Source organism: Brevibacterium sp. VCM10 (assembly GCF_000583215.1).
GTDB lineage: Bacteria > Actinomycetota > Actinomycetes > Actinomycetales > Brevibacteriaceae > Brevibacterium > Brevibacterium linens.
The window spans coordinates 56571-69704 of sequence record NZ_JAJB01000038.1; the positions used below are offsets into that span (position 1 = coordinate 56571).

The 13134-nt window shown below is 66.9% G+C and carries 12 protein-coding genes; 5 read left to right on the forward strand and 7 right to left on the reverse strand.

Annotation, left to right across the window (positions count from 1 at the left end; translation table 11 throughout):
- The first annotated feature begins 153 nt into the window (after window positions 1–153).
- Together AD89_RS0112195 and AD89_RS0112200 are read left to right on the forward strand one after the other, a co-directional pair.
- Window positions 154–1194: a baeRF2 domain-containing protein gene (locus AD89_RS0112195; protein WP_025779253.1), complete on the forward strand. Its 1041-nt coding sequence runs from the start codon at window positions 154–156 to the stop codon at window positions 1192–1194.
- Between the two features lie 98 nt (window positions 1195–1292).
- Window positions 1293–2843, forward strand: coding sequence for an SDR family oxidoreductase (locus AD89_RS0112200; RefSeq protein WP_025779254.1), 1551 nt, complete (start codon window positions 1293–1295; stop codon window positions 2841–2843).
- 23 nt (window positions 2844–2866) lie between these two features.
- Here AD89_RS0112200 and AD89_RS0112205 read toward each other — a convergent pair whose 3' ends face one another.
- From AD89_RS0112205 to AD89_RS0112235, 7 genes are read right to left on the reverse strand one after another with little or no spacing between them, the layout of a single operon-like run.
- The gene (locus AD89_RS0112205) at window positions 2867–3733 is read right to left on the reverse strand and encodes a hypothetical protein (RefSeq protein WP_025779255.1); all 867 of its coding nucleotides are present in this window, start codon (window positions 3731–3733) and stop codon (window positions 2867–2869) included.
- The gene (locus AD89_RS0112210; protein WP_025779257.1) at window positions 3730–5190 is read right to left on the reverse strand and encodes a cryptochrome/photolyase family protein; all 1461 of its coding nucleotides are present in this window, start codon (window positions 5188–5190) and stop codon (window positions 3730–3732) included. Before AD89_RS0112210 ends, AD89_RS0112205 begins: the two co-directional genes overlap by 4 nt.
- Window positions 5190–6764 (reverse strand): FAD-dependent oxidoreductase, encoded by a 1575-nt coding sequence (locus AD89_RS0112215; protein ID WP_025779259.1) that lies wholly within the window; start codon window positions 6762–6764, stop codon window positions 5190–5192. The genes AD89_RS0112210 and AD89_RS0112215 overlap by 1 nt, the downstream gene beginning before the upstream one ends.
- The gene (locus tag AD89_RS0112220) at window positions 6761–7084 is read right to left on the reverse strand and encodes a lycopene cyclase domain-containing protein (protein ID WP_025779261.1); all 324 of its coding nucleotides are present in this window, start codon (window positions 7082–7084) and stop codon (window positions 6761–6763) included. Before AD89_RS0112220 ends, AD89_RS0112215 begins: the two co-directional genes overlap by 4 nt.
- Window positions 7081–7476 (reverse strand): lycopene cyclase domain-containing protein, encoded by a 396-nt coding sequence (locus tag AD89_RS18590; protein WP_025779263.1) that lies wholly within the window; start codon window positions 7474–7476, stop codon window positions 7081–7083. Before AD89_RS18590 ends, AD89_RS0112220 begins: the two co-directional genes overlap by 4 nt.
- The gene (locus AD89_RS0112230) at window positions 7473–8771 is read right to left on the reverse strand and encodes a cytochrome P450 (protein ID WP_025779265.1); all 1299 of its coding nucleotides are present in this window, start codon (window positions 8769–8771) and stop codon (window positions 7473–7475) included. Before AD89_RS0112230 ends, AD89_RS18590 begins: the two co-directional genes overlap by 4 nt.
- Window positions 8768–9346, reverse strand: coding sequence for a MarR family winged helix-turn-helix transcriptional regulator (locus AD89_RS0112235; RefSeq protein ID WP_025779267.1), 579 nt, complete (start codon window positions 9344–9346; stop codon window positions 8768–8770). Before AD89_RS0112235 ends, AD89_RS0112230 begins: the two co-directional genes overlap by 4 nt.
- A gap of 115 nt (window positions 9347–9461) precedes the next feature.
- Between AD89_RS0112235 and AD89_RS0112240 the strand changes: the two genes are divergently transcribed.
- Genes AD89_RS0112240 through crtI form a run of 3 tightly spaced genes read left to right on the forward strand, consistent with a single transcriptional unit; the run spans window position 9462 to window position 13110 of the window.
- Window positions 9462–10625, forward strand: coding sequence for a polyprenyl synthetase family protein (locus AD89_RS0112240; RefSeq protein WP_025779270.1), 1164 nt, complete (start codon window positions 9462–9464; stop codon window positions 10623–10625).
- Window positions 10622–11548, forward strand: a complete 927-nt coding sequence (locus AD89_RS0112245) for a phytoene/squalene synthase family protein (RefSeq protein WP_025779273.1) — start codon at window positions 10622–10624, stop codon at window positions 11546–11548. The genes AD89_RS0112240 and AD89_RS0112245 overlap by 4 nt, the downstream gene beginning before the upstream one ends.
- Window positions 11545–13110, forward strand: a complete 1566-nt coding sequence (crtI, locus tag AD89_RS18595) for a phytoene desaturase family protein (RefSeq protein WP_035320665.1) — start codon at window positions 11545–11547, stop codon at window positions 13108–13110. The genes AD89_RS0112245 and crtI overlap by 4 nt, the downstream gene beginning before the upstream one ends.
- The last annotated feature ends 24 nt before the right edge of the window (window positions 13111–13134 follow it).

Here is a 13134-nt window from a genome sequence, read left to right on the forward strand (position 1 = left end):
GAGCCGTCCTGGAGAAGTAAAGGGACTGGCACGGATTGTCAAGACTGTTTACAGGGGTCTCCGCACAATGCCAGGCTAGGAAGTCCGCGCACACCGCGGCGGGTCCCCGCGGGGGCGGGTCAGACAGCCACAGACGCTGAGGAGGAACAGGGGATGAACCACAATCACTTGCGCACGGTCGTCGAGAGCGGCGGGCCATATGCCACCGTCTACCTTGAAGGACGAACCCCATCAGCCGATGCCGATACGCAGCTGCGCCTGCGGTGGTCGGAGCTGCGAGACCAGCTGTCCGAAAGCGGGGCAGAGGAGTCGCTCCTCGAGTCCATCGATGCGATCATCCTCGCCGACGAACCCACCGAGGTGCACACAGACGGTCGAACCATCGTTGCGAACTCCCAAGGAGTTCTGCTGGACGAACACTGGGACGCGGCGTTGGGAGATGGCGACGCGGCGCACTACGGAGACGTGCCCGAACTCGGAGCCTACCTCCGCCAGGAATGCAGGCAGTTCGATGTCGTTCTCGTCATCGCCGGGCAGGATGGAGCGGCCGTGCGTGAGCTGAGCGTGACCCCGGATCGCGAACGAGCCGAGAAAGAGTCGGTCCATGTGACCGGCGACAACGACGAAGACATCAACAAGCCGCGGCGAGGAGCTTACTCACACAACCAGATCCGGCGCCGCGTCGATGAGATCATCAAAGACAACGCGCGCGCGGTCGCCGACTTCATCGACCGATTGATCACCGATCATGCACCGGACGCCGTCGTCCTGGCAGGAGAAGTGCAGGGCAGAACTGTCGTCAAGGCCGAACTGTCGGTGAGGGCCGAAGAGCTGCTGCACGAGATATCAGAAGGCGGCAATGACGATGACGGTGCCGAAGAGGCGATCGATGTGGCGGTCCGAACACTCGTGACCAGACTCGCCGGCGAGCGCGAGGCTGAGAACTCCGAACGGCTGGCCGAGAGCAAGGCCCACGACCGTGCGGTCGAAGGCCACGCCGAAGTCGCGAAGGCAGTCGAGCGCGGTGCGGTGGCGACCCTGCTGCTCGACGACGCCGAGGCGGCAGAGGGCGAAGCAGGCATCATCGCCCAGGCTGTTCTGTCCTCGGCAGAGATCGGGCTCAGTCATGAGCCGATGTCCGAAGGCATCGCTGCGATTCTCCGCTACGACGTGGGAGCTGCGTTGGCGGATTGAGGCGCAACTATCTGCTGGTAGATAGTATCCAATGGGTTAATAAAATGTGTAGGGTTGGTTTATGACAGCCGATCTCGGCAGGCCGGAAGGATCCTCGGATGAATCGCCCGACGAAACGCTTGACCCCGCACAACTCGAAGTCGCCCGGCGACGAAGTCATCCGACAGACCCGCACCCCGCGCCGTGTCCTCGTGCTTGGGGCGACCGGCTACATCGGCGGTCGCCTCGTGCCTCGCCTGCTTCAGGCTGGTCACGAGGTCAGGGTCGGGGTGCGGCGGCCGGAGAAGCTCAAGCAGGTTCCATGGGCGGCTGACGTCGACGTGAGAACCGTCGACCTCGACACCGGTCGCGGACTGTCCGACAGCCTCACTGGCATCGACACGGCCTACTACCTGGTGCACTCCATGGGCTCTGGCGGGGACTTCGAAGCCGCCGAGTCCGCGGCGGCCACGCGTTTCGCCGACGAAGCCGCTGCGGCCGGTGTGCGCCGTGTCGTCTACCTCGGAGGACTCCATCCGGAGGGACGCGAACTGTCCAAACACATGCGCTCGCGGGCGACCGTCGGACGGATTCTGCTCGACTCCGAGGTCGACGCGATCGTCTTCAACGCCGGCATCATCATCGGCTCCGGCTCCGCCTCGTTCGAGATGATCCGCCACCTCGCCACGACCCTGCGCTGGATGCCGGCACCGGACTGGGTGGCCAACCGCGTCGAGCCGCTGTCGGTTCGTGACGCTCTCTACTATCTTCTCTCCGCGGCCGATGTGCAGGAGGCGGTCAACCGGTCCTTCGATATCGGTTCACGTCAGATCCTCACTTATGCGAACGTGATGCGTACCTTCGCCTCAGTCGCAGGGCTCAAGCCCCGCCACGTCATCGCTTTGCCTCTTCCCGCACCGACGCTGTCAGGCATCTGGGTCGGGTTGGTCACCCCGCTGCCCTTCAGCCTCACCTTGCCGCTCGTCCAATCCCTGCAGGAAGACGCGGTGGCTTCGTCGCAAGAGGTTGATGAGGTCATTCCGCCGCCCGAGTCCGGGCTCATCGGGTTCGCCGACGCCGTCCGACTCGCCCTGCGCCGCGAAGTCGAAGGTGCCGTGGATACGAACTGGGACGCCGACGCCGGAGAGCTCGACGAGGCGGCCCAGCCGTCGCCCAGTGATCCGAAGTGGTCCGGCCGGCGCACCTACAGCGATGAACGCTCGACGACGATCAGCGGTGTCAGCGCCGCCGAGGTGTGGCCCGTGATCGAGGGCATCGGCGGGGCTCAAGGCTGGTACTCCTGGCCCCTGGCCTGGAAGGTCCGCGGAATCTGGGACAAAGCCGTCGGCGGCGCCGGCCTCAACCGAGGTCGACGGCTGCCCGATTCCCTGCGCATCGGCGATCCCGTCGATTGGTGGAGAGTCGAACAGCTGGAGCGGAACTCGCGTCTGCTGCTGCGCGCCGAGATGAAGGTCTCCGGGCACGCGTGGCTCGAATTCACGCTGACCGACTCAGCCGACGGCTGTGAGTATCACCAGACGGCGACCTTCATCCCCACTGGAGTGCGAGGCCGCCTCTACTGGGCCCTCGTCGCCCCGTTCCACCGATTCATCTTCCCCGCAATGGCGAAGAACATCGCAGCCGAGGCGCGCCGTCGGGTGCGAGCGTGAACGGTCCCCGATCTCGTTCGTGATCAGGCAGTTGCCGTCAGCATCGAAGCGAAGCCGTCCCGGTATGTGGGGTAGCCGAGTTCGCCCATGAGCGAGCCGAATCGAGTTCCGTCGATCCGTTTGCCGCTCGGCTTCTCGTCGTCGGCATGGCCGGGGACGGGCACGCCGAGGCGGTCGGCGATGAAGGCGGCGACGTCGCCCATCTGAGCAGGAAGCGAATCGACAGCGTGGACCAGGTCCGGCGGTTCCGAGCCAAGTGCCAAGCGCTCGAGGCCGCGAACGAGGTCGTCTCGGTGGATGCGGTTCGTCCACCGCTGATGGTTGAACCGCTGGCCGCGTCGCACGGAGTCGATGAGGCGGGTACGGCCAGGTCCGTAGATGCCAGCCGGACGGACGATCGTGAGGTGGTCGAAGAGTTCGGCCGCCTCGGACTCGGCTGCCGCGAGGACCTCGCCCGGCCCGGACTCCGGGGCGCTCGGAGTGTCTTCGGTGATCACACGCAACGGGTCCTCGGCAAGGACACGCGTGGAGGAGACGAGGACGACTCGGCCCGGCTGTGACTCGAGGACGCGCGCGAGACCTCGCAGCCCGTGAAGGTAGGACCGTTCGTATCCGGCCCGAGTCGGTTCGTCCGGAGTGAGAGTGATGACGACCGCGTCGAGTGCGTCCAGTCGCACATCGCTGCGGACCGGGGCGCCGGCCCCACCGCGGTCGGGCGCTCCGAGGCGGGAGAGGTCCATGCTGATCGTCTCGAAAGCCTCGGGCAGTTCGGCGACGTGCCGGCGCAGTCCGATCACCTCGTGTCCCTGGTCGACCAACCGCAGGCCCAGCCGAGTGCCTAAGTCTCCGCACCCGGCCAGGAGAATTCTGCGTCCGTTCGTCGTGCTCATTTCGCCTCGCTCTTCATCCGGTCATAGGCTGCCAGCGCCGCTTGGCGCGATGTCTTGAGATCGACGATCGGCTCGCGATCGCCGTGTGACCGTTCCGTTCGGGTGAGACCCCCCGGCCCGCGTCCCACCCACCTGCCCACGTACTCGCTGTTCGGATCGAAACGCTCACGTTGGCGTTCGGGATTGAAGATCCGAAAGTACGGGGCCGCATCGGCTCCGCACCCGGCGACCCATTGCCACGAGACGGGATTGTTGGCTTCATCGGCGTCGACGAGCGTGTCCCAGAACCACTGTTCGCCGTGCCACCAGTGGATGAGCAGATTCTTCGTCAGGAAGCTCGCCGTGGCCATCCGCACTCGATTGTGCATCCATCCGGTCTGCCACAGCTGCGCCATGCCGGCGTCGACGAGGGCAATCCCGGTAGTACCGCTGCGCCAATGCTCAAGTGCCTCGGGGTCGTCCTCATAGGGGAAGGATGCGAATTCCGGTCGCATCGGCTCGGACTCGATGGCCGGCAGGTGATAGGTCAGGTGCCAGGAGAACTCCCGCCAGTAGAGCTGCCCGATCCATGCCTGTCGGTCATCATCGCTGACTTCCGGCAGGTCCAGGGCCGCGGCCAGCAGCTGCCGTGGGGAGAGTTCGCCGAAGCGCAGTCTCGGCGACAGGCCTGACGTGCTGTCGGGGTCGGCGGGGACATCGTGAGAATCTGCGTAGCCGTCGAGCCCGTCGCTCAAGCAGGCGAGCTCTCGGGCCGCCTCTCGGCAGCCGGGGTTCCAGTGCTCGGCCACGGTCGTCTGCCACCACTGCGGGGTCTTCGCCGAGGCGAATTCGCCCGAGCCCGTGTCTGTTCCGTCGAGGAGGCCGAGGTCGTCGAGGTTGCGCACCCACGAATGTCCGTCGAGGGTCTGCCGGTGCGCCTTCGTCAGAGAGGTCTGTCTGCGCGGGGCCGGGAGGACGTCGCCGACGTTGCGATCGCGCACGGCGTTGAAGTACGGGGTGAACACCTTGTAGAAGTCTCCGCCCTGCGGGCTGATAGTCCAGGGTTCGACCAGCAGCGCGCCGGTATGGGAGTGCACAGCACGCCCGGCATCAGCCAGGTCCGTCTTGATCTGCGCGTCGAGGTCACGTGAGGCCGGCGCATAGCGGCGCGACCAGCGCACAGCATCGACTTTCAGGTCCGCAGCCGCCTGCGGGACGATGTCGGCGGCGGAGCCTGCTGCGAAGAGCAGCGGGATCCCGAGCTGCGCGAGTTCGGTCTCCAGGGCTCGTAGGGACTCGTGTGCCCACCAGCGAGCGGCCCCGCCCAGCGGGCGTGGGCCCAGACCGTCATCGCTGCGGGACTCGCGGACCCAGAGACCGATCACCCGTCCCTCGGCGCGGGCCGCTGTCAGGGCCTCGTGGTCGTCGATGCGCAGGTCGTCACGGAACCAGACGAGGGTGAGATGCTCGTCGCTCATCAGTGGGTTCCCTTCTTCGTTCTGCGCAGCCGACCGAGTGGTCCGCGCCGCAGCAGTCCCCGTGTCGGCGGAGACCAGATCGGAGTGCCGGCCACCCGCCAGGTGCCCAGCAGTTCGTTGGCGGCGAGATACCCGGTGGTCGCTGCACGCTCCATGAGCGCCACGGGCAGTTCGCACCGAATGTGGTCACCGGCCAGCACCAGGCCGGGCAGCGGCGTGGTCACGCCCGGTCGGTCGGCCCAGGCCCGGGTGTCGGTCAGCCCGCAGTCGGATTCGATGAGGAGTTCGCGGTGGACGATCTCGGCGTGCCGCGTCTCCGGATACACCTCATGCAGGTCCGCCAGCAACCGCTCGGCCAGTGCGTCCTCGTCCACGGAGTCGGCCAGGGCATAGGCGTGGAGTTCGACGACGGACCCCGCGTGCTCCTCGGCCCACCGGGCGGCGCTCGCCTCGAAGCGTTCGAGCACGGAGATGTTGTCGAGCAGAGCGAAGCCGCTCGTGCCCAGGAACGCGGGCCGGTCGGGCGCGACCGCCTCGGCGAGCCAGAGCCGGAGCACCGCAAACGGCGGCGAGTTGCGCTGCGCGGCGACTCGGGTGAACCAATCGTGCAGCTCCTGCCGATCGCCGGGTGCCTCCCGGCCGGTCCCGTGGGCCGCTGTGGAGTCGTCGTGTTCCTCGATCGTCGTGATCAGGCGGCGAGTGCTCGCGGGGTCGGCGGCGAGGACGAGGGTATCGGAGTCGATGGTCCCCGCAGTCGTGTCGACGCTCCAGCCGTGGGGCGAGCGGGTGATCGCCCGTGCCTCGGTCGACGTTTCGATGCGCACCCCGAGGCCGTCCAGGTACCGTCCCAGCGGTGCCCACAGGGCGGTGTCGTAGTCATCGTCGGGCACGTCGAAGAGCAGCCCTTCGGCCGAACCGGCGAAGTAGGTGTGGAACATGGCGACGAGTTCCCCGGCGGAGAAGTCGTTCGGGTCGGCGAAGAAGGACCGCGCGAAGATCTCGAGGGCGAGGTGGCGCGCTTGGTCGGGGAAGCGGAGCCGGTCGAGGAACGCGGCCGCCGATTCCCCGTCATAGCGGCAGAAGGAGTCCGGGAAGTCGACGTCGATGAGTTCCAGCGCTGTGCCGAGGTCGACATGTGCCAGGCCGCGCAGCGGGAAAGTGGGGCTGGTGAGTACGAAACCGAGGAGATTGAACGGGGGAGTCCGCGGGATCGAGGCGAACGAATCGGTGGGGCCGCCTCGGCGAATGAGGGGATAATCGGGGATCGGTCGGAGACGATCGAGGTCAGGGTCGGTGCGGCTGAACAGGTCGCGCAGGTTGTAGTACTGCCGGAAGAAGGCGTGGAATCCCCGGCTCATCGTCCGGTCGTCTGCCACCGGCCAGGCGCTGACCCGGCCGCCGAGGCGGGGCCCGGATTCGACGATCGTGACCTTTGCTCCGCGTTCGGCCAGAATCGTCGCGGCCGACAGGCCCGCAATTCCGGCGCCGATGACCGTCACGGTCTTCGGGCGCAGCAGGCTGCGCCGTCCGGGGGCGGCGGGCAGGCGTCGAGCCTGCGGATCGTGCGGGGTCATTCCGCCTCCTCGGGGGTGCGGTTGAGGTTCCACTGCCAGAGCATGAGCACCGCGGTGATCATGGCGAAGCCGAACCCGAAGTCTTCGATGGGGATGTCGAAGGGGACGCGGATGCCGAGGAACATGTCCGGGTTGTAGATGACGATCGGGTCGGACAGCTTCGTCAGCCAGCCGTCGACGAGGCATTGGAACCCCAGGCAGATGGCCAGCGCCGCCCAGTACTTCGCGCGAACGAAGATGCCGCTGCGGAAGACGAGGAGTTCGAGTCCCACGACCACGATCATGCCGAGGACGGTCATCACGGTGTACTCGGGGATCATCGGATCTCACCGTCGTTCGGTGGGCGGCGAGCGGCGCTGCCCGGGCGGGCGAGGTTCGTCCGGCGACCGGTGCGGCGTCCTGCCCACCCGATCACGGTGCCGACCGCCTCGTAGCTCAGCAGCGCGCAGACCGGGATGACGAGGAAGAACACGAGCTCCTCGAGCGGCAGGGTCCCGAGGTCGATGCCCGTGACGAAACGCGGATCGTAGGACCAGTGGTCGCGGGCGATGGCGATGATGTCCCAGACGGCGAAGACGACGACCACCGGGACCAGGGCCTTGAGCAGAACCTGCCAGCGACGGTAGACGCGGGCGGCGAACACGAGCTCGAGCGGCAGAGTGATGAGCAGGCAGGCTGCCATGAGGCCGAGGTAATCCCAGTGTCCGATCATAGGTGACTCCGCCGTGCGGGATCGCTGCTGCCGGGTGTGCGCGCGGGGCGGGAGGACACTGTGCGCGCGCGGCGGGCGGAGACATGGAAACCGAGGTCGAGGTTGCGGATCCGGTAGCCCTCGATGAGGTCGTCCCAGCCGACGGTGGGCTCCGTGAGCAGTCGCGGGCCGCAGGAGAGCAGCCGGTGGAGAAGCGCATCGGTTTCGTACAGGGCCAGGGACTGTCCCGGGCAGCTGTGGGTGCCGTCGCTGAAGCTCAGCCCCGCGGCCGGGGCGGCCCCCTGCCTGGCTGGGCAGAGATCCTCGGCGTCGTGACCGTAGTGATCGGTGTCGATGTTGGTCTCACTGACGCAGACATCGATGAGGTCGCCGGTGGCAATGGTCGTCGTTGTGTGATCGTCGCTGACGTCGATCGGCGAGGTGGCTCGCCGGTAGAGGTGACCGACGACGGGTTCGAGGCGGATGATCTCCTCGAGGATGGACAGCCGCCGAGGCTGCTCGGCTGCGAGGTATTGAGCTCGCAGCTCCTCGTCGTCGAGCAGATGCCAGCAGGCCATCGCGATGAACTCGCGGGTCGTGACCATGCCCGCGGTGCCGTAGGTGAGGCACTCGACGAGGATGTCACCGGTGCTGTGCCCGGAATCGAGGAGATGGGAGATGACGTCGCCGCGGTGTCGACGACGGTGGGCGCGGACGGCGGGGAAGACGTCGTGGGTGAAGAAACTGATGAGCGGCACGATGCCGTTGACCGCCGCCTGCGCCCACTGGCGCCGCGTGCGTCCCCAATCCTCTGCGGCGAGGTCGACCGGCGGCTGACGGAAGAACGCGGTCAGCCGCGCGGCCATGCTGTCGGTGTCGGATTCGGTGAGCCCGACCACCCGTGACGTCACGTCGACGGTGAAGTGCAGCGCCGCCTCGTCGAGTCGACAGCGGCCCGTGGCGGCCGCTTCGTCGACGATCGCCTGCGCGGAGGCGGCGATGTGCTCACCGTAGCGGTCGGCGATGACCGCCGGAGCGAAGAAGCGGGCGACCTCACGGCGCTGTCGGTCGTGGGCCGGCCCGTCGGAGATGAGGATCGGATGCGCGCGGAAGAGACCACGGGGGATCTTCTCCGCGGTGAAGCCTGCCTGAATCGTCGACGAGCGGGCGCGCAGCACCTGCCGGGCCGCGGTGAGCGAGCGGATCCTCCACATCCCCCGGTCCGCCTCGACGGCGGGGGAGGCGGCCTCATCCGCGCGGCGGGCCTTGCGCAGACCCGCCCCGGAGCGTCGGCGCATCGGGGCGGTCGCGGTCACGGCTGTTTCGTCCAGTCGACGTTGTCCAGGGACAGTTCTTCGGTCATCCCGTTGAGGAAGCGGATGACGGCATCGCGTTCGCGGCTGGTGAGGTCGGCGGCGGCGTGGATTCGTCGGGCCTGCGTGCGCCCGACGGTCTCGCGCGCCGATCGGGTCGTCTCCGCCGTGACTTCGAGGGCGTATGCGCGGCGGTCACTGGGATGGAGCTTCCTGATCACGTGCCCGTCGCGTTCCAGGCGATTGATCAGCTTCGTCACCGACGCCGCCGACATGGACATATGGGCCGACAGCATCTTCGGAGTCACGGCCGCGTTCTGCCGCTTCGCGGCGATGAGGTAGTGCAGAGCACGCATGTCCTGCTCGCTGAGCTTCATGAACCTGCGTGAGGCCTCGGCGAGGGCGCGTTCGGCCTCGCGCAGCCGGGCGAGCGCGTTCATGACCGCAGCGATCTGCTCGCGGTCGGCAGCGGAGAGGTCGGATGAGTCGACGAGGTCACCGGGAAAGCTGGACTGCGATCCGGTGTACATGTTCTCTGTGATCGGGTCGTGAACGCCCGCGGCCTCCGTTGACTCCATAGCGGCATCTTACTGATTTTCAACCCTTGAACGCATAAGAATAACTCCGTGCATATAGTAACCTAAAGTGTAGTATATCGTTCAGGTTACTACATATCGACCGAAGGACTCAGCGATGACCACTGCCGAGGGTGTCGGGTTCGGATCCCCCGTCACAGCCGACATCGAGTCCGAGGTTCGGCGTGTGCTCGATGCCCGGGCAGACCGAGTGGCGGCTCTGGGCCCGTCGATCGTCGAGGCGTGGGACCGCGTCTCGAGCTGTCTGCTCGGGGGAAAGCTGCTGCGCCCGCAACTGCTCATGGCAGCCTTAGACGCGCTCGCCCCCGATCCGTTCTCGGATTTCGTCACCGAGGCGGCACCGCTCCGATCGGGCGCGGCCGTCGACGGCGCGCCCGCGAGGAGAGGTCGGGCCCTGCGCATTGCGGCAGCCGTCGAGCTGCTGCACTTCGCTTTTCTTCTCCACGACGACGTCATCGACGGTGACCTCATGCGCCGCGGGCGCCCGAACTTCATCGGCCTCCTGCTCGAGGACTGGCAGGCTGCCGATGGTCCCGCCGCCGAGTCGACGTCGGGTGCCTCGGCGCTGCAGGCGGCACGCAGCACGGCGATGCTGGTCGGAGACCTGCTGCTGGCCTCTGCCCAGCAGATCGTCTTCAGTCAGGTGCCTTCCGGGGATGCGGGTGCGCGACTTCTCGAACAGTTCGACCGAGCGGTGATCGAATCGGTGGCCGGTGAGCTGACCGATGTGGCGCTCAGTGCCGGACTCATCGGCGCGGACCTGGCCGGCGTGGTGGAGATGAGTCGTCAGAAGACCGCGACCTACTCCTTCGAACTGCCGCTGCGTTCGGCTGCGATCCTCGCCGGTCACGGCCCGGAAGTCGAGGATGTCCTCGGCCGGGTCGGCGCCATGATCGGGCTGTCCTATCAGCTCCAGGACGATCTGCTCTCGACCTTTGGGCATCCCGCCGACCACGGCAAGGACGCCTATTCCGATCTGCGGGAGGGCAAGGAGACGGCTCTCATCGCCGTCGCCAGGCGGACGGCCGTCTGGCCGCTCATCGAACCGCTCTTCGGCACCGGGGAGCTCAGTGACGGCGACGGAGCGACGGTGAGGTCGCTGCTGTCCGAGTGCGGGGCCGAACGTGAGATTCGCGTGCTCATCGACGAACTCGCCGACAATGCGCGGGAACTCGTGGCGACCGCACCGTCGGGCATCGGGCCGGACATGGTCGTGCTCATCGACGACCTCATCGTCACACTCGACGGGAGACGATCATGAAACGCAATGTGGACCGCTTGGGCCCCCTCGGGCGCTATTCCTTCGTGTCGACCCGGATCGCGCGGTCGGTCATCGGTGCCTACTCGACCTCCTTCGGCCTGGCGGCACGACTGCTCGGGCACCGCCACCGCGACCACGTGCGCAATATCTACGCCCTGGTCCGGGTCGCAGACGAACTCGTCGACGGGGTCGCTGCCGAAGCGGGCATCGCCATCGACGAACAGCATCGGATGCTCGACCGGCTCGAAGCCGAGACCGAAAGCGGGATGAGCCTCGGCTACAGCAGCAACCCCATCATCCATGCCTTCTCCCGCACCGCCCGTGCGGCCGGATTCGCAGACGAGCTGACCCGGCCGTTCTTCACCTCCATGCGCACAGACCTGCAGACAACCTCATCGGGCGATTCGACCGTTGCCGCCCATGGACGGGTCGGCTTCGGTCGGAGGGACCATGCCGACTATGTCTACGGGTCTGCCGAGGTCGTGGGGCTGATGTGCCTGCGGGTCTTCGCCCGCGACGAGTCGTACTCGCCCGAGGAAGAACGGCTTCTCGAACACGGTGCCCGCAGCCTGGGTGCGGCCTTCCAGAACGTCAACTTCCTTCGCGACCTCGGCGATGACACGCAGCGCCTGGGGCGAAGCTACCTCACCGACGGGGCCACGGTCGATGACCGAACGCAGGAGCGATGGATCTTGGTCATCCGCGAACAGATCGCTGCCGCCGCGCAGACGATTCCGCTTCTGCCCGGTGACGCCCGCCTGGCAGTCCTGTCCGCATTGCGTCTGTTCTCCGCGCTGACCGACAGATTGGCCCAAGTGCCGGCCGCAGAACTTCCCCGTCGACGGGTCCGAGTGACGGGCCCGGACAAGGCGGCGCTCGTCCTCCGGGCGATGTACGAGGTGCGGACGGGGGCGAAGCGATGAGTCGGGTGATCGTCATCGGCGGGGGAATCGCCGGACTCGCCACCTCGGCGCTTCTGGCCCGCGACGGACACGAGGTCACTCTGCTCGAACGCAACAGCCGCCTCGGCGGGCGTGCGGGAAGTGTCGAGGAACACGGCTTCCGATTCGACACCGGTCCCTCCTGGTTTCTCATGCGGGAGGTCTACGACCATTTCTTCGCACTGCTCGGTACGAGCACGGAGGAGCAGCTGGACCTGCGGCTCCTCGACCCCGGGTATCGGGTCTTCTCGGAGCCTGATGACGTGGCCGGTCTGCGCAGCGTGGAAGTGCCGCACGGCGTCGAGGCGGTGGCCGACCTGTTCGAGAGCATCGAACCGGGAGGGGGTGCCGCGGTGCGGACGTATGTGAGATCTGCGGGGCTGACGGCCGAAGTCGCGCGCCGCCGGTTCCTCTACAACCCCTTCACGAAGCTGAGGCCGGCCCTCGGCCGGGATGTTCTCCGGTCTCTGCCGCAGCTGATCCGACTGCTGCTGCGGCCGCTCGCGACATTCGTGGAACGGCGGTTCGAGGCATCGATCCTGCGCCGGATCCTGACGTATCCGGCAGTGTTTCTCGGCACCGACCCCAATCGTGCTCCCGCGATCTATCACCTGTTGAGCGCTTTCGACCTGGAGCAGGGAGTCTTCTATCCGATGGGTGGATTCTGGGCTGTCGTCGAACGTCTGGAAGCGCTGGCTCGCCGAGCCGGGGTCACAGTGATCACCTCGGCGGAGGCGACGGAAGTGATGACGCAGGACAGAAGCGGTCGAACAGTCGTCAGCGGAGTCCGCTGGACCGACTCCGACGGTCGATCGCATGTCGAACCGGCCGATCTCGTCGTGTCTGCGGCCGACCTGCACCATACGGAGACCGAGCTGCTTCCGCCACGGCTGCGCAGCTACCCCGAGCCGGTCTGGTCGAAGGTGGAGAGTGGGCCGGGGGCGATCATCGCCATGCTCGGCGTCGACGGGGCCCTGCCCGAACTCGCTCATCACTCGCTGTTCTTCACCGATGAGTGGGAGGAGAACCTGCAGGCGATCTTCGGTGCCGAGCAGAAGATACCCGAGACGGCGTCGCTCTATGTGTGCAAACCCAGCGCCACGGATCCCTCAGTGGCCCCGGACGGGTATGAGAATCTCTTCGTCCTCATTCCGGTTCCGGCAGACGTGGAGATCGGCGGCGGGGGATCCGACGGGGCAGGAAGTGCCGTCCTCGAGGAAGCGGTCGATGCCGCGGTCGAACGCATCGGACTGTGGGCAGGGATCGAGGACCTGCGCAGTCGGATCAGACTGCGCAGGACCCTCGGTCCGGCCGATTTCGCTCGGGACTTCAACTCCTGGAAGGGAGGGATGCTCGGGCCGTCGCACATCCTCCGCCAGAGCGCTTTTCTGCGGATGCAGAACCAGTCGAGGCGCGTGGACGGGCTCTTCTACGCCGGTGCCACGACTGCGCCGGGGATCGGTGTGCCGATGTGCCTCATCAGTGCCGAGGTCGTCGCCAAGCGCATCCGTGGAGATCACTCGGCAGGGCCGATGCCCGTGTGACGTGTGCCGGAGCTCGGCTGGGAT

What these genes read in the sequence shown, in the direction of transcription:
- AD89_RS0112220 (WP_025779261.1), bottom strand. Translation starts at nt 7,084, where the DNA reads ATGATCCCCGAGTACACCGTGATGACCGTCCTCGGCATGATCGTGGTC.
- AD89_RS0112240 (WP_025779270.1), top strand. Translation starts at nt 9,462, where the DNA reads ATGACCACTGCCGAGGGTGTCGGGTTCGGATCCCCCGTCACAGCCGAC.
- AD89_RS18590 (WP_025779263.1), bottom strand. Translation starts at nt 7,476, where the DNA reads ATGATCGGACACTGGGATTACCTCGGCCTCATGGCAGCCTGCCTGCTC.
- AD89_RS0112235 (WP_025779267.1), bottom strand. Translation starts at nt 9,346, where the DNA reads ATGGAGTCAACGGAGGCCGCGGGCGTTCACGACCCGATCACAGAGAAC.
- AD89_RS0112245 (WP_025779273.1), top strand. Translation starts at nt 10,622, where the DNA reads ATGAAACGCAATGTGGACCGCTTGGGCCCCCTCGGGCGCTATTCCTTC.
- AD89_RS0112210 (WP_025779257.1), bottom strand. Translation starts at nt 5,190, where the DNA reads ATGAGCGACGAGCATCTCACCCTCGTCTGGTTCCGTGACGACCTGCGC.
- AD89_RS0112205 (WP_025779255.1), bottom strand. Translation starts at nt 3,733, where the DNA reads ATGAGCACGACGAACGGACGCAGAATTCTCCTGGCCGGGTGCGGAGAC.
- crtI (WP_035320665.1), top strand. Translation starts at nt 11,545, where the DNA reads ATGAGTCGGGTGATCGTCATCGGCGGGGGAATCGCCGGACTCGCCACC.
- AD89_RS0112195 (WP_025779253.1), top strand. Translation starts at nt 154, where the DNA reads ATGAACCACAATCACTTGCGCACGGTCGTCGAGAGCGGCGGGCCATAT.
- AD89_RS0112200 (WP_025779254.1), top strand. Translation starts at nt 1,293, where the DNA reads ATGAATCGCCCGACGAAACGCTTGACCCCGCACAACTCGAAGTCGCCC.
- AD89_RS0112215 (WP_025779259.1), bottom strand. Translation starts at nt 6,764, where the DNA reads ATGACCCCGCACGATCCGCAGGCTCGACGCCTGCCCGCCGCCCCCGGA.